13 protein-coding genes are annotated in these 22809 nt (G+C 46.5%); 12 read left to right on the top strand and 1 reads right to left on the bottom strand.

The window, feature by feature from the left end; genetic code table 11:
- Positions 1–275: 275 nt before the first annotated feature.
- The 5 genes from MHB43_RS29130 to MHB43_RS29110 all read left to right on the top strand — a co-directional run bounded on the left by MHB43_RS29130 (position 276) and on the right by MHB43_RS29110 (position 11517).
- Positions 276–4601 (top strand): S-layer homology domain-containing protein, encoded by a 4326-nt coding sequence (locus tag MHB43_RS29130; protein WP_405130887.1) that lies wholly within the window; start codon positions 276–278, stop codon positions 4599–4601.
- Positions 4602–5069: 468 nt separating this feature from the next.
- A complete protein-coding gene (hpf, locus tag MHB43_RS29125; protein ID WP_036667734.1) occupies positions 5070–5633 on the top strand; it encodes a ribosome hibernation-promoting factor, HPF/YfiA family in 564 nt (187 codons plus the stop codon).
- Between the two features lie 982 nt (positions 5634–6615).
- Entirely contained in the window at positions 6616–9120 is a 2505-nt protein-coding gene (gene secA / locus MHB43_RS29120; protein ID WP_036667733.1) for a preprotein translocase subunit SecA, read from the top strand.
- A 242-nt stretch (positions 9121–9362) separates the two neighbouring features.
- Positions 9363–10476, top strand: a protein-coding gene (gene prfB / locus MHB43_RS29115; RefSeq protein WP_101313559.1) for a peptide chain release factor 2 whose coding sequence is annotated in 2 segments (ribosomal slippage) — positions 9363–9434 and positions 9436–10476 — 1113 coding nt in all. Because the reading frame shifts where the segments join, the coding sequence is not laid out codon by codon here.
- A gap of 132 nt (positions 10477–10608) precedes the next feature.
- Entirely contained in the window at positions 10609–11517 is a 909-nt protein-coding gene (locus MHB43_RS29110; protein WP_036612451.1) for a YitT family protein, read from the top strand.
- A gap of 134 nt (positions 11518–11651) precedes the next feature.
- Here the strand turns inward: MHB43_RS29110 and cls are convergent, their stop codons facing one another.
- Positions 11652–13100, bottom strand: coding sequence for a cardiolipin synthase (cls, locus tag MHB43_RS29105; RefSeq protein WP_405130886.1), 1449 nt, complete (start codon positions 13098–13100; stop codon positions 11652–11654).
- A 330-nt stretch (positions 13101–13430) separates the two neighbouring features.
- Here cls and argC point away from each other — a divergent pair, with 330 nt between their 5' ends.
- From argC to argH, 7 genes are all read left to right on the top strand, one after another.
- Complete coding sequence (gene argC / locus MHB43_RS29100) at positions 13431–14480, top strand: N-acetyl-gamma-glutamyl-phosphate reductase (RefSeq protein ID WP_405130885.1); 1050 nt, start codon at positions 13431–13433, stop codon at positions 14478–14480.
- 132 nt (positions 14481–14612) lie between these two features.
- Positions 14613–15851 carry a bifunctional glutamate N-acetyltransferase/amino-acid acetyltransferase ArgJ gene (gene argJ, locus MHB43_RS29095; RefSeq protein ID WP_221824000.1) on the top strand — a complete coding sequence of 413 codons (1239 nt, stop codon included), beginning with the start codon at positions 14613–14615 and terminating at the stop codon, positions 15849–15851.
- 336 nt (positions 15852–16187) lie between these two features.
- A complete protein-coding gene (gene argB / locus MHB43_RS29090) occupies positions 16188–17027 on the top strand; it encodes an acetylglutamate kinase (RefSeq protein ID WP_221824002.1) in 840 nt (279 codons plus the stop codon).
- A gap of 354 nt (positions 17028–17381) precedes the next feature.
- Entirely contained in the window at positions 17382–18635 is a 1254-nt protein-coding gene (locus MHB43_RS29085) for an aspartate aminotransferase family protein (RefSeq protein ID WP_405130884.1), read from the top strand.
- A gap of 197 nt (positions 18636–18832) precedes the next feature.
- The gene (gene argF, locus MHB43_RS29080; protein WP_405130883.1) at positions 18833–19798 is read left to right on the top strand and encodes an ornithine carbamoyltransferase; all 966 of its coding nucleotides are present in this window, start codon (positions 18833–18835) and stop codon (positions 19796–19798) included.
- A gap of 93 nt (positions 19799–19891) precedes the next feature.
- Positions 19892–21127, top strand: coding sequence for an argininosuccinate synthase (locus MHB43_RS29075; protein WP_017692004.1), 1236 nt, complete (start codon positions 19892–19894; stop codon positions 21125–21127).
- Positions 21128–21234: 107 nt separating this feature from the next.
- Entirely contained in the window at positions 21235–22638 is a 1404-nt protein-coding gene (gene argH / locus MHB43_RS29070) for an argininosuccinate lyase (RefSeq protein WP_405132482.1), read from the top strand.
- Positions 22639–22809 lie beyond the last annotated feature (171 nt).

Below are 22809 nucleotides of genomic sequence, written 5' to 3'. Positions count from 1 at the left end.
GCGAAAGTATGTGGATAAACGATGATAAGAGATTGATTATTCAACATAGTAATAGTGTAAAAAACGAGTTTTTCTGGAGGGAGATTCCAATCTTCTTCCTGAACTATCATTGAAGAGTAAATAAATAGTAGAATACTTCGTCCAGTATATGGTATATTGTTACTACCTTACTAGATAATTAGACCCATACATCTAAGTTGTTAGAATTATTACAATCGTCTAACAGAGCATTAACAATTATCTGAGATTAATACATAAGACTTTAGGAGGACAACATGAGCAAAAAGAAAAAACTTCGTGGAGCATTTGTTAGCGCATTGAGCTTAAGTATGGCACTGTCATCAATGGGTGCTGTATCTGCACAGTCTGTAAATGATGTTAAAGGACACTGGGCGGAACAACAAATTGATAGCTGGATTGCAAATGGAAGTCTGAAGGGCTACCAGGATGGTTCGGTTAAACCTAATAGCGCAATTACACGTGCCGAGTTCATCGTATTGGTGAATCGGTTGTTTGAATTTTCTGAAACAGCATCTGCTGATTTTAAAGATTTGTCACCATCCAACTGGGCATATAATGACGTAGCTAAAGCGCTCAAAGCTGGTTATGTTAAAGGGTATTCCGACAATACCTTCCAACCTTCTTCCAATGTTAGCCGTCAGGAAGCAGCGAGTATGATATCTAGTGTTCTTGGTTTGGACCCAAGTAACTCTGAAGGAATCAAACAATTCAAAGATGCAGGTAAAATTCCTGCTTGGAGTCAGGGGAGTATTGCAGCAGTAATTGAGAAGGGGATCATGAAAGGATACCCAGATGGCACGTTCCAGGCTCAAAAGCAGCTGACTCGCGCTGAAGCGATTGTCCTGATTGATTCTGCTCTAAACAACCGGACGGTAGCAAAAGAAACTTTAAGCATTGATACACCAGGAACATATGGAAGCGCACAAGAAACCAAAGTTGTGAACGGTGATGTAATTATTAATGTGGCTGGCGTGACTCTTGAAAACTATGAAATTAAAGGTGATTTACTGCTTGCTTCAGGTATTGGCAGCGGAGACGTAACCATTAAAAATGTAAAAGTCCACGGTACTACCAATGTAGAGGGTGGCGGTGAGAACTCTATTCATTTTGTAGATTCAGTACTCGTCAACGTTCTAGTAAATAAAAAGGATGGTACCGTTCGTTTGGTCGCAGAAGGCACAACAACAGCTCAAAAAGTGATTGTACAATCTTCTGCCAAATTGGAAGAGAATGAACTAAAAGGTGAGGGATTTACTGATATTGAATTGGCAAAAGAACTGCCATCTAATGCGAAAGTTCAATTAAATGGTAAATTTGATGATGTTGATGTATTCAGCGCATCCGTGACTGTACAATTGCAGCGTGGATCAATTCAGGACGTGAAAGTGGATGCTACGGCTGCCAATAACACAATCCAAATTAGTGCTGGTGCGCAAGTTGTGAATCTTGTATTAAACGCAATTTCAAAAATATTAGGTGCATCTAATATTACAACGGTAACACTGAATTCCGGTTCCCAGAATTCCGCATTTGATGTAAGACCAAGCAATGTTCAAGGTGACCAAAAAGGTAGCATTGTTGTTAACACGCCATCAACTACGGTTACTGCTCCAAGCGGAGAATCTTCTTCAGGTGGATCTTCTTCAGGTGGATCTTCGAGTGGAGGATCAAGTGGTGGCTCGACAGGTGGGGGAGCAATAAATCAAGAAAAACCAACGGGCCTGTCCCCTAAAGGAGTCACTGAAGCAGGTAATGATGGAAAAATTACTGGAGTTACTGCGGCGATGGAATATCGCTTGAAAGGAACGACTAACTGGGCATCCGTGAGCGGAACAGAAATCACAGGACTGGTAGCAGGAACGTATGAAGTACGTTATGCAGCGAAAGCAGGGTTTAATGCTGGAGCAGTAACGGAAGTGGTGGTAGTAGCAGATCAGGCAGCGCCAACAGGGCTGAGTTTCACAGCGGTAACGGCAACAGGAAATGACGGTACAATTACAGGCGTTACAGACGCGATGGAATATCGCTTGAAAGACTCTAATAATGCCTGGACAGCAGTGACAGGAACTGAAATCACGGAATTGGTTGCAGGAACCTATGAAGTGCGTTATGCGGCTAAAACAGGTCACAATGCAGGAAGCGTGGAGGAAGTAACAGTGGCAGCTTATGTGGCACCTGATACTACAGTAACTAAGATGCAGGAGAACAGTGATCTGAATACCGGAGCGGTAAGCTTCAACTGGAGTTCTATTAACGGCATAGGTAGTAAAGACAAGCTAGAAAACACGAATGGAAGTAGCTACAATTACTATTCAGATGGTGCGTATATAGCGTTGCAACTGACAGATGCTGAAGGGAATGTACTCCCGTTCAATGATGTATTAAGCGAGATTACATTACAAACGAACGATGGCACTGTGGATACGATTCCGGATAGCAACCGCGAAAAGGCTGACTTCGGGATCGAAGGATTTGAGCAATATAAAACTGTACTGGCTCAACCGATGGGCGGAAATAGTTTGTTCTATGGCTTGAGACAATCCAGTGGTGTGGCTCATACGGTAGGATTTGAAGCAGGAGCAAAACGTACAATCAACTTGACGGTAAAGGCTAAAGAAAGCGCAGTGGTAGGGACGTATACAATTACAATCTTTACGGCTCAACAAGGCACTGAATTTAAGTCCCAGGGAGAAGCCTTGAAGTATACAGTAGAAGTGCAGGCACCGAATCAAGATCAAAAAGCTCCAGAAGGATTGAATTCCACAGCGGTAACTGCAGCAGGAAATGACGGTAAAATTACAGGCGTTACAGACGCGATGGAATACCGCTTAAAAGACTCTAATAATGCTTGGACAGCAGTGACAGGAACTGAAATCACGGAATTGGTTGCAGGAACCTATGAAGTACGTTATGCGGCTAAAACAGGTCACAATGCAGGAAGCGTGGAGGAAGTAACAGTGGCAGCTTATGTGGCACCTGATACTACAGTAACTAAGATGCAGGAGAACAGTGATCTGAATACTGGAGCGGTAAGCTTCAACTGGAGTTCTATTAACGGCATAGGTAGTAAAGACAAGCTAGAAAACACGAATGGAAGTAGCTACAATTACTATTCAGATGGTGCGTATATAGCGTTGCAACTGACAGATGCTGAAGGGAATGTACTCCCGTTCAATGATGTATTAAGCGAGATTACATTACAAACGAACGATGGCACTGTGGATACGATTCCGGATAGCAACCGCGAAAAGGCTGACTTCGGGATCGAAGGATTTGAGCAATATAAAACTGTACTGGCTCAACCGATGGGCGGAAATAGTTTGTTCTATGGCTTGAGACAATCCAGTGGTGTGGCTCATACGGTAGGATTTGAAGCAGGAGCAAAACGTACAATCAACTTGACGGTAAAGGCTAAAGAAAGCGCAGTGGTAGGGACGTATACAATTACAATCTTTACGGCTCAACAAGGCACTGAATTTAAGTCCCAGGGAGAAGCCTTGAAGTATACAGTAGAAGTGCAGGCACCGAATCAAGATCAAAAAGCTCCAGAAGGATTGAATTCCACAGCGGTAACTGCAGCAGGAAATGACGGTAAAATTACAGGCGTTACAGATGCGATGGAATACCGCTTAAAAGACTCTAATAATGCTTGGACAGCAGTGACAGGAACTGAAATCACGGAATTGGTTGCAGGAACCTATGAAGTACGTTATGCGGCTAAAACAGGTCACAATGCAGGAAGCGTGGAGGAAGTAACAGTGGCAGCTTATGTGGCACCTGATACTACAGTAACTAAGATGCAGGAGAACAGTGATCTGAATACTGGAGCGGTAAGCTTCAACTGGAGTTCTATTAACGGCATAGGTAGTAAGGACAAGCTAGAAAACACGAATGGAAGTAGCTACAATTACTATTCAGATGGTGCGTATATAGCGTTGCAACTGACAGATGCTGAAGGGAATGTACTCCCGTTCAATGATGTATTAAGCGAGATTACATTACAAACGAACGATGGCACTGTGGATACGATTCCGGATAGCAACCGCGAAAAGGCTGACTTCGGGATCGAAGGATTTGAGCAATATAAAACTGTACTGGCTCAACCGATGGGCGGAAATAGTTTGTTCTATGGCTTGAGACAATCCAGTGGTGTGGCTCATACGGTAGGATTTGAAGCAGGAGCAAAACGTACAATCAACTTGACGGTAAAGGCTAAAGAAAGCGCAGTGGTAGGGACGTATATAATTACAATCTTTACGGCTCAACAAGGCACTGAATTTAAGTCCCAGGGAGAAGCCTTGAAGTATACAGTAGAAGTGAAGAATCAAGATCAAAAAGCTCCAGAAGGATTGAATTCCACAGCGGTAACGGCAACAGGAAATGACGGTACAATCACAGGAGTAACCGATGAAATGGAATACCGCTTGCAAGGTGCGAGTGACTGGACAAAGGTAACAGCAGAGAGTACGACTATCACAGGTTTGGCGTCAGGAACGTATGAAGTGCGTTATGCGGCTAAAACAGGTCACAATGCAGGAAGCGTGGAGGAAGTAACAGTGGCAGCTTACGTGGCTGAATGAATATAGTTTAATTATAGAAGACGGTTAAAATAGTAACTTCAAACCCATGAAAGAGGAATAGGGAAGATCCTTTTTTATGGGTTTTTGAATTATAAGCTTGATTCTAATGGGAATGAGTAAGTAGGGAAGTTTTCAAGTTCTCAGGTATACCTGCAGTATGTCAGGTCCAAGTTAAAATAAGTAGTGATTATTAATAGTGAAGGAAGATTCGGGAATTTATTTTAAATTTCACATCATAGATTGAACCCGCTCAGAAATGGTTAATTACATCATTCAAGCGCCTGAGAAGACAACCAATGTGATTTCTTGATTATGGCTCAAAATGGCGAAATATCACGAAATATGGCGGTAATTCGATATTGGCAGATGTGGCTTGAACAGATGTCATTATTCGGTCACCGGGAGTTTTTACATGGCGCTTACATTCGTGTTATAATGAAGTGGCAAAGGAAAAAGGAGGAGTGCCCTATGAATTTAAGTATTCGAGGTCAACAAATCGAGGTTACTGATGCTTTGAAGGATTATGTCGACAAAAAGTTGAGTAGACTCGAGAAGTATTTCGATGCACCCCTTAACTCTGACGGTGCTGTTACATTGAGCACGACGAGAGGTTTGCATACGGTAGAGGTGACGATTCCTTTGAAAGGCATTGTGCTCCGCGCCGAGGATGAGAGCGACGATATGTACGCATCCATTGACTCCGTGGTGGACAAGCTGGAACGTCAGATCCGCAAACACAAAACAAAAATTAACCGTAAGTTCCGCCAGGAAGGTAGCCTGAAAACACTCTTCGTTGAAGATCCAACAGGTACTGTAGCTACTGCTGAACTGGATACGGATACGGATGACGATGATTTTGAAGTCGTACGGACGAAACGCTTTATGTTGAAACCAATGGACGTGGAAGAGGCCATCCTCCAAATGAACATGGTTGGTCACAATTTCTTCGTATTCTCCAACATTGACAGTGAAGAAGTTAGCGTGGTTTACAAACGGAACGATGGTAAGTACGGATTGATCGAACAAGGTTAATATTAACGTACAGGATCATCGGAACGGACATGCGTATGAATATCTAATAATAATGAAGACAGGGACTGTAGTTTCCTGGATTGGACTTAACAAGAGCTTCCATCCCTTAGGGGATGGGGCTCTTTTGTGCGTAGAGAAGCTGGGAAATCACCTTTGGAAATAAAATGGTGAAACTATTCCCCATGCTGTTGCGTCTAATAGATAGTAAGAATAATTATAATTGGTACAAGTTTATCACCAGATTCCGATGCTTACGAAAATATTCGTATACCTACATTCGAGAACTGGATATTGAGACTTCCATCCAAATTTACCATCAAAATTCGTTGACAGAGCTGTCTATCCTGCAAAACGAAACATGACAATCGGACGCTTCCGCTAACGACTATGATTTTTTGCACTTAAACTCGGTTTGATATGTCTCAGAAGTTCAAAGAAGTGTGCCGTGGCGTGTTGCGGCGGCTCTTACAAACTGTTACAATTTATGCAAAGAGAATCATTGTCCTGATGAGGAATTGTCAACGAATGATCGCTAATCATAATCAATGACAGGCACAGCACCATGAACATGATTCGCAAGGCTCGGGCTTCGGCTACTTTTTAATAACCGAATCCGTTTGAATACCGAATCAGCTTCATGAGGAACCCTTGGCAAGCCTGGAGTTGATTCATCATATTACTTATTAGCATATGATTTGAATTTGATTTTTACACGGATGACGAAGAGGGCGGAAATGATCTGTAGAAGCGAAGCGTTCGCCTTTATCCCCGGATTTCCCCCTCTGAGAAGAGAGTTTAAAAGAAATCAGGGGATAACAGCGATCGAAAGGACATTCTGGCAACTGAGTTGACGAAGTGTAACCTTCATTAAGCTCAAATCATATTGTTTGTCACCCCCGGGCAAGTGGATGCAACATCCATCCGATGGTGTCGCGTGGCGGCAACAGGGGGTCTATTCTGTTTTGCACGAAAGGGGTATACCATGCTAGGACTTGTCAAAAAGATCTTCGGCGACATGAATGAACGTGATGTTAAACGTCTGATGAAGACGGTCGATGTGATCAATAAACTGGAACCACAATTTCAGGCGTTGTCTGATGAACAACTGAAAGGTAAAACGGACGAATACCGTGCTCGTATTGAAAAGGGAGAAACGACAGATGAACTTCTTCCAGAGGCATTTGCAACCGTACGTGAGGCATCACGTCGTGTACTGGGCAAACGTCACTACGATGTACAGATGCTGGGCGGTATCGCTCTGCATGAAGGCCGTATTTCCGAGATGAAAACGGGTGAAGGTAAAACGCTGGTAGGAACACTTCCAGTATATCTGAACGCGTTAATGTCCAAAGGTGTACACGTGGTCACAGTCAATGACTATTTGGCACAACGGGATAGCCAGGAAATGGGACAAATCTATGAGTTCATGGGCATGACGGTTGGGGTTAACCTCAGCGGTATGGACCATGCGTTGAAACAACATGCATATGCATGTGATATTACGTACGGAACGAACAATGAGTTTGGTTTTGACTATCTGCGTGACAACATGGTGCTTTACAAAGAGCAAATGGTACAACGTCCATTGTTCTTCTGTATCATTGATGAAGTAGACTCCATCTTGGTCGATGAGGCGCGTACGCCACTCATTATCTCTGGACAAGCTCAGAAGTCGACGGATATGTACTATGCAGCAGATCGTTTTGTGAAACGTTTGGTGCCGGAAGAAGACTTTACGGTAGACATTAAGGTGAAATCCGTAGCGTTGACTGAGGCGGGCGTGGCAAAAGCAGAGAAAGCATTTGGTATCGAGAACTTGTATGATCATGCCAATGTAACTCTCAACCATCACATTGTACAGGGCTTGAAAGCTAATGCAATCATGCGTCGTGACGTGGATTATGTGGTCAGTGATGAGGAAGTCATGATCGTCGATGAATTCACAGGTCGTCTGATGTCTGGACGTCGTTACAGTGATGGATTGCACCAAGCGATTGAAGCCAAAGAAGGCATTGAAGTACAAAATGAGAGCATGACGCTTGCTACGATTACCTTCCAGAACTATTTCCGGATGTACCGTAAACTTGCGGGTATGACGGGTACAGCGAAAACCGAGGAAGAAGAGTTCAAAAAAATCTACGGTCTCGAAGTACTGCAAATTCCAACCAACCGTCCGAATAAACGCGATGACATGGCAGATGTCGTGTATAAGAGCATCGATGGCAAGTTCAATGCCGTTGTAGAAGAGATCGTGGCACGCCACAGTAAGAATCAACCGATTCTGGTAGGTACAGTGTCCATTGAGAACTCTGAACGCCTGTCTGACATGCTTAAACGCCGTGGTGTCAAACACCAGGTACTGAACGCCAAGTACCACGCGGAAGAAGCAGAGATCATCTCAGGAGCTGGTCAAGCGGGTGCAGTAACGATTGCAACCAACATGGCAGGACGGGGTACTGATATTATCTTGGGTGATGGTGTAGCTGAAGTAGGCGGCCTTCATATCATCGGTACAGAGCGTCACGAATCACGCCGGATTGATAATCAGCTACGTGGCCGTGCGGGACGTCAAGGTGACCCGGGTTCAACACAATTCTACCTGTCACTGGGTGATGAATTGATGAGACGTTTCGGTGCAGACAATGTATTGAACATGATGGAGCGTCTTGGTTTTGAAGAAGACCAACCGATCGAGAGCCGGATGATTACCCGTGCAGTAGAATCAGCGCAGAAGCGTGTTGAAGGTAACAACTTTGACGTGCGTAAAGTCGTTCTCCAATATGATGATGTAATGAACCAACAACGTGAAATTATATATAAACAGCGCCGCGAGGTACTGGAGTCCGAAAATATCAAACAGATCGTTATGGATATGATCAAGCCTTCCATTGAACGTATCGTTGAAGCACATTGTAGTGACGATATCCCGGAAAACTGGGAGCTTCAGGAAGTTGCTGATTACATGAACAGCAAATTGCTGGACGATGGTTCCATAACTAAAGATGATCTGTGGGGTAAGGAAGCAGAAGAGATCATCGAGTTCCTGTTCACGAAAGTTCAGAACAAGTACAATGCACGTGAAGAGCGAATTGGCGAAGAGATGGTTCGTGAGTTCGAGAAAGTGGTTGTGCTCCGTGCAGTAGACAGCAAGTGGATGGATCATATTGATGCAATGGATCAATTGCGTCAAGGTATCCACCTTCGTGCCTACGGCGGTACAGATCCACTGCGTGAGTACCAGTTCGAAGGCTTCGAGATGTTCCATCAAATGATCGCTTCGATTCAAGAAGAAGTAGCGACTTATGTGATGAGAGCACAGATCGAGAGCAATCAGGAGCGTCAAGCGGTTGTTGAGGAAAGTCAGATCTCGACAAGCGGTGAACCTGCTGAGAAACGTCCAGTGAAGGTTTCTGACCAAATCGGACGTAACGATCCATGCCCGTGCGGTAGTGGCAAGAAGTTCAAACACTGCCACGGTCAAGAGTAGTTAGAGGTTTTTTCTATACACGAATGACATGAATGGCTCCTTGCAGCCGGGTATTCCATAGGATGAAGTGAAGGATGCAAAACCGATTAATGGTGCATAGTTATAATAATATGACCATGATCACGGGGAAGAGATATACTGATACAACAGTAGTCTCAACACCAGGGTAACGCATCGGATACTTGATCTGGAGGAATGCCCTGGATGCGGGGAGCTTATCTTAATGAAAAGAGGAATTGCACATGATCGATCCAAACGTGAAGCATGACCTGCGTGAAATAGGCAAAAAACTAACCAACCTTAGGGGGTCTCTTTGACTTAGATCTGAAGCAAGAGATGATCGGCAACTTCGAAGTGAAGATGTCTGCTCCGGATTTCTGGGATGATAGTGACAAGGCGCAATCCGTAATCGCTGAGCTAAATGCGGTGAAGGGATCTGTGGATCAATACACCAAACTCCAACAGGACTATGATGATGCGGTGATGATGGTAGAACTGGCTGACGAGGAAGGCGACGAAGACCTCGCTGCAGAGATCGGTAGAAGCGTCACAGCGATCGTGAGCAAGGTGGCAGAGTTCGAACTTCAGCTGCTCCTGAACCAGCCGTATGATAAGATGGATGCCATTCTAGAGCTTCATCCGGGGGCAGGTGGTACCGAGTCACAGGACTGGGGACAAATGTTACTCCGGATGTACACACGTTGGTCCGAGAAGCGTGGCTTCAAGGTTGAGGTGCTGGATTATCTGCCAGGAGATGAGGCGGGGATCAAGAGTGTCACGCTATCGATCAAGGGGCACAATGCTTATGGTTATCTGAAAGCCGAGAAGGGTGTACACCGACTGGTGCGGATCTCTCCTTTTGACTCATCGGGCCGTAGACATACGTCCTTCGTATCATGTGATGTGGTTCCTGAGATTGATGATACGATTGAATTGGACATTCGAACAGAGGATCTCAAGATTGATACCTACCGTGCGAGTGGCGCGGGTGGACAGCATATCAATACCACCGACTCAGCCGTGCGGATTACCCACCTTCCGACAGGTGTAGTTGTAACGTGTCAGAATGAACGTTCACAGATCAAGAACCGTGAGCGGGCGATGAAGATGCTTCGTTCGAAATTGTATGAGCGTAAAATTGAAGAGCAAAAACAACAGCTGGATGAAATCCGAGGAGATCAGTCGGATATTTCATGGGGTAGCCAGATTCGCTCCTATGTGTTCCATCCCTATAGTATGGTAAAGGATCACCGTACAAGCGTAGAGACTGGAAATACAGGGGCAGTAATGGACGGCGACCTCGATGCATTCATCGATGGTTATTTGCGTAGCCAGATTAAAGTAGAAACCGATTAATATAAGTTCCTGTATGGACCCATACGTGTAGGCGTATGCTGGTGTATACGGGAGCTTTTTTTTTGAATAATTTTATAGGATAGAAAAAATGAGCGAACAACTGATCAGTCACATAAAGGAGAGCACGAGAACATGCAACAACGATCACAACTTCACAATAATCGCAAAAAGAGGATAACTAGCCTCATTCCACTCAATGGTCCATGGAGAAACGTCGTGGATACGGTATCTATCATTGTAGGTTCGTTTTTAATTGCAGTGGCCTTTAATTTATTTTTATTACCAAATCAGATCGCTTCGGGTGGGGTGTCCGGGTTATCAATTCTGGGCAAGGAATGGCTTAATTGGGAGCCGGCATATACCCAATGGGCAATTAATATCCCACTTTTGATTGCGGGTTTCCTGCTCATTGGCAAGCAGTATGGTGTTCGCTCGGTATTGGGCAGTATTGTCCTGCCACTGTTAGTTTATCTCACGAAGGATTGGGCCATTCCAACAACGAATCCGCTACTTGGTTCACTGTATGGTGGGATTGGTGTTGGTTTAGGGATTGGAATTGTATACCGAGGTAGAGGATCAACAGGTGGCATGAGCATTCTTGCCAGAATCGTACAGAAATACAGTGGATTGAGTTACTCGCTGTGTGTCGTAATTATGGATGCTACGGTTATTATTATGGCTGCTTTTGTATTGTCGTTGGAGCAGTCCCTCTATGCGCTGATTGGGTTGTATGTTACTGGTAAAGTGATCGATGCCGTTGAGATGGGCCTAGGCTTTTCCAAGGTGGCTTATATTATCTCCAACCAGACCGAAGCGATTAGCAAAGTGATTCTGGATGACCTGGATCGCGGATTAACAAAGCTGGAGGCCAAAGGCGGTTACACCGATGATCAACGAACAGTACTGATGGTCGTGGTTGGACAGAATGAGGTACCAAGACTCAAAGCGTTGATCCGGTCTGTGGACCCGGGAGCATTTGTCATTATCAGTAACGCGCACGAAGTGCTCGGCGAAGGTTTTAAGCGGGGAGAACATGTGTGAACGGTGTGAAAAATAGCAAGCGAGCCGTGTAGGGCTCATACGTTTGGATGTTCAAGACAAGAAAAAAACAGGCACAACCTTCTCCAAAATGACGGGAGAGGATGTGCCTGTTTTTTTACTATAAATATTGACCGCTACAAAATCGGAGATAGCAGACGGGAAATGGCTTCTTTGAAGCGGATAATGAGACTACGTTTTTGGTATTCATCGAGCGTCATTTCTCGCGATACATGCAGGTCGTGCTCGAAGGTTTGTACAAGTGCTGTCGCAATCGCTTCATCGTACATAAAAGCATTAACCTCAAAGTTCAACCGGAAACTGCGGTAGTCAATATTGGCGGTTCCCACGGATGCAACCAAACTGTCAATGATAAGTGTTTTGGCATGAATGAAGCCATTATCATATATAAATACTTTGGCGCCCACCTTCAACAACTCACCAATATAAGATAACGTAGCCCAATATACAAAGGCGTGGTCGGGTTTATTTGGAATCATAATGCGAACATCAATGCCGGACAGACACGCGAGACGAATAGCTTCGAATACACTGGCATCCGGGATAAAATAAGGCGTTTGAATCAGAATCGAATGTTTGGCCCCATTAATCATCTTAAGATAACTGTTCTTGATATGTTCAGTCTCTGCATCCGGTCCACTGGAGACGATCTGCATGGCAATCTTTCCTGTACCCTCGATATGAGGGAAATGCGCCGGAACATAAGGTGTGTCGTGTTGCTTGGACGCTTCATTCCAATCTAGGAGAAAACGGGTCTGCAGCGCATGAACGGCATTCCCCTGAATACGCAGATGTGTGTCACGCCAGTAACCGAATTTGGAGTTCAAGCCAAGATACTCATCTCCAACGTTAAACCCGCCTGTGTACCCCAGGTTACCATCAATGATGACAATCTTCCGGTGGTTCCGGTAGTTCATACGCAAGTTGATCAGACTGAATTTGGAGGGGAAAAAGACTTCAACCAAACCGCCTGCTTCGCGCAATTCTTTGAAAAAACGTTTTGATACCCGCCGTGATCCGAGCGCGTCATACAGCAAACGAACTTTGATGCCTTCCCGCGCTTTGCGGATGAGTGCATCTCGAATTCTTTTGCCCAGACGGTCGCCTCTATAAATGTAGTATTGTACGTGCACGTGATCCTGAGCCGCTTCGATGTCATCCAAGAGCCGCTGGAATTTATCTGTTCCATCCGTAATGATCTCGACCGCATTATCTTCCGTCACCAGAGCACCGTTCTGCTTCAGGTTCATATAGATCATGTCCTGGCTAGTCTCGGTTGCTTGGTTGCGGAAAGGGGTGCGGTTATCGTGCAACTGCGTGAGCTGGGCTTCAATACGTTCCTCTAGCCCGAGCTTCTTACGTTCTTTCCACTGGAAAAGCCGGTATCGGGTCAGGTTCTGACCGGTTAAAAGATAAAGTACAAACCCAAACACCGGAATAAAGTTCAAGACGAGCAGCCAAGCCCAGGAAGCGCTGGCATCCTTCCGTTCGAAGAAAACGACTGCTGCGGCAAAAATAATATTCAGGCCAAGGAGTACAATAAGTAAAATGGATTCGATATGCACTATAGTCCCCCACGTCTCATTATGACCATCATGAATCTATTCATATGTCCTTGATTAGCAGGTTAGTTATGAATGAGACCCTGATTGTAATGTTTCCTACTAATACGTATTTTAACAGATGTATACCTATTCGTCCCGGATGTTAAAAAAGATATGTTCGGATTGGATGGAAATCCATGTGAAATTGATGATAGAGTGTTGTATTTATATAACCAGAGTCGTATAATAATACACAAATATGCATATAAGCGACGGAATTGCTGTGTTCAAGTATCCTTCAGGCAAGGACATAGCACAAGTAGCGCATACATCGAGATTGGGGGAGCGAGAGTGAATAACAAATTAAAAGTAGCAATCGTCGGTTCCACCGGCTACGGCGGGGTGGAGCTGATTCGTTTTTTCCAGAACCATCCGCAGGTTGAAATCACATCGGTGATCTCATCATCGAGCAGTGGTGAGTCCATCGCAGATGGATTTCCGCATTTGACGGGCGTGATTCACAGGCCACTCGACGGTGTGGATCCGGCTGAAATTGCGAGTCGTGCGGATCTGGTATTCACAGCGACCCCGTCCGGCGTAAGTGCTAAGCTCGTACCAAGCCTGCTGGCAGCAGGACTTAAGGTGATTGACCTGTCTGGCGATTTCAGACTCAAGGATGGAACGGTGTACGAAGAGTGGTACAAACATCCGGCTCCTCCAGCTACTTTGCTGGAACAAGCGGTATACGGCATGGCTGAGGTGTATGGCGAAGAAGTGAAGGGACAGAATTTTATATCCAACCCAGGTTGTTATCCAACGGCTACACTTCTTGGACTGATCCCTGCTGTAGAGGCAGGCTGGATTGATCCTTCTACTATTATTATTGATGCCAAATCAGGCGTATCCGGAGCGGGACGTGGAACAAGTCTGACAAACCATTATGCAGAGATGAATGAGAATTTCAAAGCCTATAAACTGAATAAACATCAACATATTCCCGAGATCGAACAAGTGCTTGGCAGTATAACGGGAACGCCAGTTACGGTTACCTTCACAACACATCTGGTGCCAATGACACGTGGAATCATGAGTACGATGTATGCAAAACTCGTTGGGGAACACAGTGATCGGGAGATCGTAGATTTATACCGCAAATATTATGAGAACAGACCTTTCGTGCGTGTACGTGAACCGGGCATCTGGCCTTCTACCAAAGAAGTGTACGGATCCAACTATTGTGATATCGGATTTGCGGTGGATCCTCGCACAGGTCGTTTAACGATTATTTCGGTCATCGACAACCTGGTGAAGGGTGCTTCCGGGCAAGCGATTCAAAATATGAACCTGATGATGGGATGGGAGGAGAACCTCGGGCTGAACATGACACCGGTATATCCATAAGGGATTGGAATTCAAGAGGAGTACTGGAACACTCGGTGTAAAAGTGCTTTCTCGGAGTCAACTTAGGAAGAACGGATCAGGTTAAGCAGGCGGATCATCAGCATATGGCTGAACGCATACGGGGGATATGATATGGGAACGAATGTGGAGCAACATACTTTTACCGTGGTTGAGAACGGAACAATTGTAACCCCTGGGGGATTCACTGCTGGTGGACTTCACTGCGGATTGAAAAAGACATCTCGTAATGACATCGGAGCGATCCGATGTGATGTACCGGCTACAGCTGCTGCTGTATACACAACGAACGTGTTTCAGGCGGCGCCACTCAAAGTAACACGCGAAAGCTTGAGCAATGGACGCCTTCAGGCTGTTATCGTCAACAGTGGTAATGCGAATGCATGTACAGGGCAACAAGGGGAAGAAGATGCTTATGCGATGCGTTCGGCAGCTGCGCGTGAGTTGGGTGTGGCAGAAGAAGACGTGGCTGTGGCATCCACAGGTGTCATCGGGGAATTGCTCAAAATGGATGCTGTACATTCAGGCATTACCGGACTTCCGGCGCATATGGGCAAGGAGTCGAATGAGGCGGAACAATTTTCACAAGCGATTCTGACAACGGATTTGGTGAAAAAGGAAGCTTGCGTCTCCGTTCTGGTTAACGGTAAGACGGTTACGATTGCGGGAGCCGCCAAAGGCTCGGGTATGATTCATCCGAATATGGCGACGATGCTCGCTTTCATGACCTCTGACGCGGTCATTGGTGCAGAAGCGTTGCAGCGCTTGCTGCGCCAGGCAACCAATCATACATTTAACATGATTACCGTTGATGGGGATACAAGTACAAACGACATGCTGGTAGCTATGTCCAGTGGTTATGCAGGCAATGAAGAGCTGACCACAGAGCATCCAGATTGGGACGCTTTTGCAGCCGGCTTCACCTATGTTTGCCAAGTGCTAGCCAAAGCCATTGCTCGCGATGGTGAAGGAGCAACCAAACTGGTTGAGGTAGAAGTTACAGGTGCGGTAAGTGATGAATCCGCGCAAGCAATCGCGAAAACTGTCATCGGTTCGAGTCTTGTGAAATCAGCCATGTTTGGCGCAGATGCCAACTGGGGACGGATTATTGCAGCCGTAGGGCGTGCAGGACAGCCGGTGAACCCGGATACGGTAGATATCCGTTTGGGAGATATCTCGGTACTTGCGCAGTCCCGCCCAGTCGTATTCGACGAAGAAGTGGCACTGGCGTATTTGCAGACTGATACAGTTCGCATTGTGGTGGATCTGCACCACGGCGAAGGAACAGCAACAGCCTGGGGCTGCGACCTGACGTATGACTACGTCCGAATTAACGCAGCATACCGCACGTAATAAGTCTTTGGGATAAAGGTTTTGCGAAACAGCTGTCTTCTATTGTGAAGCTGTTTCGTGAGATGATTCAAAAATTATCAATAAAATTTAAACTTGTTGTTTGGTATTGAACATATAGCGATAGTAATGGAGAAGACGGAATTGATTCTGCAGAAGCGGAGCGGTCGCCTTAGTCTCCGGGTATTCCCCTATATAGGGATAATTCAAGAAACCTGGAGACAACAGCGATCGAAAGAACAATCCGAATTCGGAATGGACTCCTACCAGCCTTCGTCACCTTATAAAAGTGTTATATTTTTTTGAATGTAATTTTTACTATGGAAGGAGCTTGCCCTCATGAATTCAACAATGCCAAACAAGAGTACCGCAACGGAAGCGAGCACAGAGAAACAGATGTTTGTCATGAAATGTGGAGGCAGCACGCTGGCAGCATTGCCTGAGTCTTTCTTTGCGGATCTGCGTGATTTGCAGTCTCAGGACACGCAGCCGGTAATCGTGCATGGTGGAGGTCCTGCGATCTCAGATAAACTTGCGAAGCTTGGTATCGAAACCGAATTCGTTAATGGCCTGCGCAAAACGACTGAACCTGTGCTGGACGTAGTGGAGATGGTGCTTGCGGGCAGTATCAACAAACAGATCGTGCGTTTGATTCAACGTGTGGGCGGCCGTGCACTAGGCTTGTCTGGCGTGGACGGGGGTCTGATTCAGGCTAAACCTGTTACAAACCACGCAGAGATCGGTTGGGTAGGCGATGTCACTGGTGTGAACGCAGAGATTATCCAAGGCATCGTGAACATGGGTTACATGCCGGTTATTGCACCAGTTGGCGTAGATGCAACTGGACAACGCTACAACATTAACGCAGATACAGCGGCAGGTGCAGTGGCGTCTCATCTCGGCGTAAGTCGGATGATTGTCGTGACTGACGTTCCTGGCATCATGAAGAACGTAGGCGGCGAGAAAAAAGTACTGCCATCCGTATCTGTACAAGAGATTGAGGACATGATCCAGACCGGAGAAATCTATGGCGGCATGATTCCCAAAGTGCGTGCAGCAATTGCATGTATTCATGGCCAAGTACGTGAGGTCGTCATCGTAGACGGCAGCGAACCTCAAATCCTGAGCCGAGTGCTCAGCGGAGAAATCATCGGAACAAGAATCATCCGTATGCAATAAGGTTCATTTGGGTTCTTATACAAGATAAAAAATATGTGCACGGCTTTTTTATATAAGAAATCTAATATTACACTCACAATAACGTAGGGTGCAGAACCAATCTGAAGAATAAAAATGCATAACGGAGAGGACAGAAATAACCTGAAGAAGCGGAGCGTGCGCCTTTATCACAGGATTTTCCCCATTGAAGGGGAATAAAAAAAATCCAGGGATAACAGCGATCGGAAGGTTGTTCTGTCATCGAAGTGGAGTATGCATACGTTCGGAAGATGGTTCCGCAATCGGAGTGGTCTAGTGTAAATCAGGTTTCTTATATAATTGCTCGTGTACCAACCAATAAGGAGTGATATGGTCATGGCAAAAGGCAACGAACAGCCAGGTTCTGGCACAGCGGTAGCGGGCGCAACAGCAACAGGTGCAGCGGCACAGACGGAAAGCTCGCTTTTCCAAACGTATGCGCGTTATCCAATCAGTCTGGTCAAAGGTAAAGGCAGCTGGTTATGGGACGATCAGGGAAACCGCTATCTCGATTTCATGTGCGGACTCGCTGTAACTAGCCTGGGCCATGCACCGGAGAAAGTTGGAGCCAAGCTGAAAGCTCAGATTGATGAGTTGTGGCATGTGTCCAACCTGTTCCAGATTCCAGGCCAGGAGAAAGCAGCAGCATTGTTGACAGCCAATACGTGCGCTGATGCAGTGTTCTTTTGTAACAGTGGTGCCGAAGCGAACGAAGCGGCTATTAAAGTAGCACGTCGTTATCACCAGAAGGTGAAAGGCACAGATCGGTATGAAGTGATCACCTTTGCCCAGTCCTTCCATGGACGGACACTTGCTACACTGACAGCAACCGGACAGGATAAGGTGAAAGAAGGATTTTTGCCATTGCCAGCCGGATTTGTAACCGTACCTTTGCATGATGTTCCTGCCCTTGAAGCGGCAATTGGACCCAACACAGCAGCTATTATGCTGGAAATGGTCCAGGCCGAGGGTGGTGTATATCCGGTCGAACCGGAATTCGTCAAGCATGTACGGGAACTGTGTGACAAGCACGGATTGCTGCTCATTGTTGATGAAGTACAAACGGGAATGGGACGTACAGGAAAACTGTTCGCGCACGAACATTATGGTATTGAGCCAGACGTGTTCACCGTTGCCAAAGGTATTGGTAGTGGTTTCCCAGTAGGCGCGATGTTGGGTAAAGGTTTCCTGCGGGATGCATTCACACCAGGTAGCCATGCGACGACATTTGGCGGAACACCACTTGCTTCATCCGTTGTGATTGCAACAATCGAAACGATGCTGGAAGATCGTTTGCCAGAGCGTGCAGCGGAGATGGGTGAATACCTGATGAGCTCCTTACGGAATCGTTTGGCAGGCAATTCCTTTGTGAAGGAAGTTCGTGGCTTGGGATTGTTAGTCGGTATTGAATGTGCTGAGCCGGTAGGTGATATTGTGCTTGCAGGGCAAAAACGCGGTATCTTGTTCGTCTCTGCAGGTCCGAATGTGATTCGTTTACTTCCGAACCTGTATGTGAGCAAAGAAGAGATCGACGAGGCGGTATCCCTGGTAGCTACATTGATCGAAGAGCACGTAGCGGCGAAAGCCTAACATAAAAATGAGAACCTTTCTGTCTCGGGGCCATTACCGGCCTCGAAGCAGTATGAGATGATGAATCCCTGTAGCCGCGCGGTGAAATTGCAGAAGGCGGGAATGAATAAACTCGAGAAGCATCTAGACAAAGTGTTAACGGTGCTCTCTTCTGCCCATGCGGGTGCAGGGAACCGGAAATAAGGAGGACATTATACATGACAGCACAACAGACGGAAAAGATTCAGAAGATTGATCTGAGAGGCCGGGATTTTATCGAATTCACGGACTACACAGCAGAGGAGATTCGTTATCTGCTTAATCTCGCGATTGAGATTAAAGGCAAGCAAAAAAGCGGTGTACCTTTTCAACCGTTGAAAGGCAAAACGATCGGACTTATTTTTGAAAAATCATCCACACGTACACGTGTATCCTTTGAAGTGGGCATGTTCCAATTGGGTGGACACGCGCTCTTCCTGAGCAAAAATGATATCCAGCTGGGTCGTGGGGAAACAACACATGATACAGCCAAAGTATTGTCCCGCTACCTGGACGGCATCATGATCCGTACCTTTGGACACCATAATGTAACTGAACTGGCAGAGCATGCCGATGTTCCGGTCATTAACGGCCTGAGCGATGCAGCGCATCCTTGCCAGGTGCTGGCAGACTTCCAAACGGTACTGGAGCACAAAGGCAAGCTGGCAGGTCTGAAAATGGCCTACATCGGAGATGGCAACAACATGGCGCACTCCCTGATGCTGGGTGCAGCGAAGATGGGTATGCATGTTGCTGTAGCAACGCCAGAAGGCTATGAGCCGGATAGCGCGGTTGTGGAGCAGGCACGTATTATCGCACAGGAGAGCGGTTCTGAAGTGACTGTAACGTACAGTGCACAGGAAGCAGCCAAAGATGCAGATATCGTGTATACGGATGTATGGGCGAGCATGGGCTTTGAGGAAGAGCAGAAGATTCGTGAGCAGGCATTTGCGGCATATCAAGTGGACGAGGAACTGATGAAAGGCGCGAAGCCGGACTACATGTTCTTGCATTGTCTGCCAGCACACCGCGGCGAAGAAGTGAGTGCCGGTGTAATTGACGGACCGAACTCCCTGATCTTTGATCAGGCGGAGAATCGCTTGCATGCACAGAAAGCATTAATGGCTGCATTAATGAGCGAATAGCTGCTATTTCATTGAATGGGTTGATTTTAGGCGCAGATTTCGCGATGATAGATAAAAGTTTATAGCAACTGATCTTGGGGAGGACCATCGAACATGGCTAAGGAAAAAATTGTACTCGCGTATTCAGGCGGGTTGGACACATCTGTAATTTTGAAATGGTTGAAAGAAACATATGATGCAGAGATTATCGCTTTCACAGCGGATATTGGACAAAAGGATGAATTGGACGGTTTGGAGGAAAAAGCACTGGCAACAGGCGCTTCCAAAGTATACATCGACGATCTGCGTGATGAGTTTGCAAAAGATTTCATCTATCCGATGTTCCAGGCGGGTGCCCTCTATGAAGGACAATACCTGCTTGGTACAAGTATCGCTCGTCCACTGATTGCTAAACGTATGGTGGATATCGCTCGTGCAGAAGGTGCTACGGCCATCGCTCACGGCGCTACAGGTAAAGGAAATGACCAAGTTCGCTTTGAGCTGAACGCGGCTGCACTGACACCAGACATTAACGTAATTGCACCTTGGCGTCTGGAAGAATTCCGTAACCAATTCCCGGGACGTGCCGAGATGATTGCTTACGCTGAAAAACATGGTATTCCGGTAACCGCTTCTGCGGCTAAACCGTACTCGACAGACCGTAACTTGCTGCATATCAGCTATGAGAGCGGTGTGCTCGAAGATCCTTGGTTCGATCCAAGCGCGGACGAGAACAAAGACATGTTCCTGCTGAGCAGTGCACCTGAAGATGCACCGGATCAAGCGGAATATGTTGAACTGGAATTCGAACAAGGTGACTGTGTTGCACTGAACGGTGAGCGCCTGAGCCCACTGCAAGTGATGGAGCAACTGAACGAGCTGGGTGGCAAACATGGTATTGGCCGTGTAGATATGGTCGAGAACCGTTTTGTTGGTATGAAGAGCCGTGGCGTATACGAGACACCAGGTGGAACAATCTTGTTCACCGCACATCGCAAAATGGAATCCATCACGATGGACCGTGAAGTGATGAACCTGCGTGATAGCCTGATCACACGTTACAGCACACTCGTTTACAACGGCTTCTGGTTCGCACCGGAACGTCTGGCGCTGCAAGCGCTGGTGACTGAAAGCCAGAAGAACGTAACAGGTACGGTTCGTGTGAAACTGTACAAAGGCAACATCATCGGCGCAGGTGTGAAAAGTCCTGTCAGCCTCTACAATCCGGACATCGCAACGATGGAAGCTGATCCAACGCAAGCCTACGATCAAGGTGATGCAACAGGTTTTATCCGCCTGAATGCACTGCGTTTGAAAGTAAACTCCGGCGTGGAGCAAAACAAAAACTAATTTCAACCTGCATCTATAGAGCTATATCAATATAAATGACAAGGCAGGCCGTTCTTGCACATCTGGCAGGAGCGGCTTTGTCCATGAGCGAAAGGGGAGTACTCACCGTGAGCAAGCTGTGGGGAGGACGTTTTACAAAACAAACCAATCATTTGGTTGAGGAATATACGGCATCGATCAATTTTGACAAAGCTTTGGCTGAGGAAGATATTCAGGGCAGTCTGGCCCATGTGACAATGCTGGGCAAATGCGGTATTCTGCCGGCGGAAGATGTAGAGACCATCAAAGAAGGATTGATCACCGTTCTGCACAAAATCCGTGCGGGCGAAGTGGAATTCTCCGTATCGGACGAAGACATCCACATGAATATTGAGAAAAACCTGATCGAGACGATTGGTCCTGTAGGCGGTAAATTACATACAGGCCGTAGCCGGAACGATCAAGTTGCAACAGATATGCACTTATACCTGCGTGAGCGCGTGGTTGGATTTGTAGGCATGCTGCATTCCTTGCAGGAAGCACTGATTGGACAAGCGAAAGATAACCTCGATACCATTGTACCGGGTTATACGCATCTTCAACGGGCACAGCCAATTCTGTTCGCACATCACCTGATGGCATATGTCTCCATGTTCCAACGGGATGCGGAGCGTCTGATGGACAGCTACAAACGTATTAACATCCTGCCACTGGGCGCAGGTGCACTCGCGGGCACAACTTTCCCGATTGACCGTCATTTTGTGGCGGAACAACTGGGCTTCGATGGCGTGTACGAGAACAGTCTGGACGCAGTAAGCGACCGTGACTTCATCGTTGAGTTCCTGGCGGCAGCTTCGCTGATCATGACTCACTTGTCCCGTCTGAGTGAAGAGCTGGTACTATGGAGCAGCACGGAGTTTGGATTCGTTGAACTGGACGATGCGTTCTGCACAGGCAGCAGCATCATGCCACAGAAGAAAAATCCGGACGTTCCTGAACTCGTTCGTGGTAAAACAGGACGTGTGTACGGCAACCTGATCGGCTTGCTGACAGTACTGAAATCTCTTCCACTGGCATACAACAAAGACATGCAGGAAGACAAAGAAGGCATGTTTGATACTGTAGCGACGCTGGAAGGTGCGCTTCAACTGTTTGCTCCAATGATCGCGACGATGACAGTGAACAAGGATCGGATGCGTCAAGCGGTCAACCAGGATTTCTCCAATGCTACGGATATTGCCGACTTCCTCGTAGGCGAAGGCTTGCCTTTCCGTCAGGCGCATGAAGTGATTGGTAGAACGGTGCTGTACTGCATCCAGAACAGCAAGTATTTGCTGGATCTGACGATTGATGAATTCCGTCAGTTCTCACCACTGTTTGATGACCGGATCTATGATGTACTGCAACCGGAAGCGGTTGTGAACGCTCGTAATGTTTACGGCGGGACAGCTTCGGGTCAAGTTGCTGAAGCGATTGGACGCAGTGAGAAGGTACTGGAGATCACCGAGCAATGGATTACGAACCGCGGTTAATACCACCGCTACTATAAGGTACCCTTACAGATACAACAGTACAACAAAGAAGCAGGCCAGAGAACTTTGTTCTCAGCGGCCTGCTTCTTTGTGTTTTACAGCAATGTGCTCTAGATACATTCTACTCAACCGCGAACGGATGTTAGGTTGTTCTACTATCGGAGTACCAGT

It is taken from the genome of Paenibacillus sp. FSL H8-0317 (assembly GCF_045040685.1).
In the GTDB taxonomy this organism is placed as follows: Bacteria; Bacillota; Bacilli; order Paenibacillales; family Paenibacillaceae; genus Paenibacillus.
The sequence above is the reverse complement of the archived record's forward strand: the minus strand, read 5'-3'. Positions and strand labels throughout refer to the sequence as shown.

What these genes read in the sequence shown, in the direction of transcription:
- argJ (WP_221824000.1), top strand. Translation starts at nt 14,613, where the DNA reads ATGGGAACGAATGTGGAGCAACATACTTTTACCGTGGTTGAGAACGGA.
- hpf (WP_036667734.1), top strand. Translation starts at nt 5,070, where the DNA reads ATGAATTTAAGTATTCGAGGTCAACAAATCGAGGTTACTGATGCTTTG.
- MHB43_RS29075 (WP_017692004.1), top strand. Translation starts at nt 19,892, where the DNA reads ATGGCTAAGGAAAAAATTGTACTCGCGTATTCAGGCGGGTTGGACACA.
- MHB43_RS29130 (WP_405130887.1), top strand. Translation starts at nt 276, where the DNA reads ATGAGCAAAAAGAAAAAACTTCGTGGAGCATTTGTTAGCGCATTGAGC.
- secA (WP_036667733.1), top strand. Translation starts at nt 6,616, where the DNA reads ATGCTAGGACTTGTCAAAAAGATCTTCGGCGACATGAATGAACGTGAT.
- argF (WP_405130883.1), top strand. Translation starts at nt 18,833, where the DNA reads ATGACAGCACAACAGACGGAAAAGATTCAGAAGATTGATCTGAGAGGC.
- MHB43_RS29110 (WP_036612451.1), top strand. Translation starts at nt 10,609, where the DNA reads ATGCAACAACGATCACAACTTCACAATAATCGCAAAAAGAGGATAACT.
- MHB43_RS29085 (WP_405130884.1), top strand. Translation starts at nt 17,382, where the DNA reads ATGGCAAAAGGCAACGAACAGCCAGGTTCTGGCACAGCGGTAGCGGGC.
- argB (WP_221824002.1), top strand. Translation starts at nt 16,188, where the DNA reads ATGAATTCAACAATGCCAAACAAGAGTACCGCAACGGAAGCGAGCACA.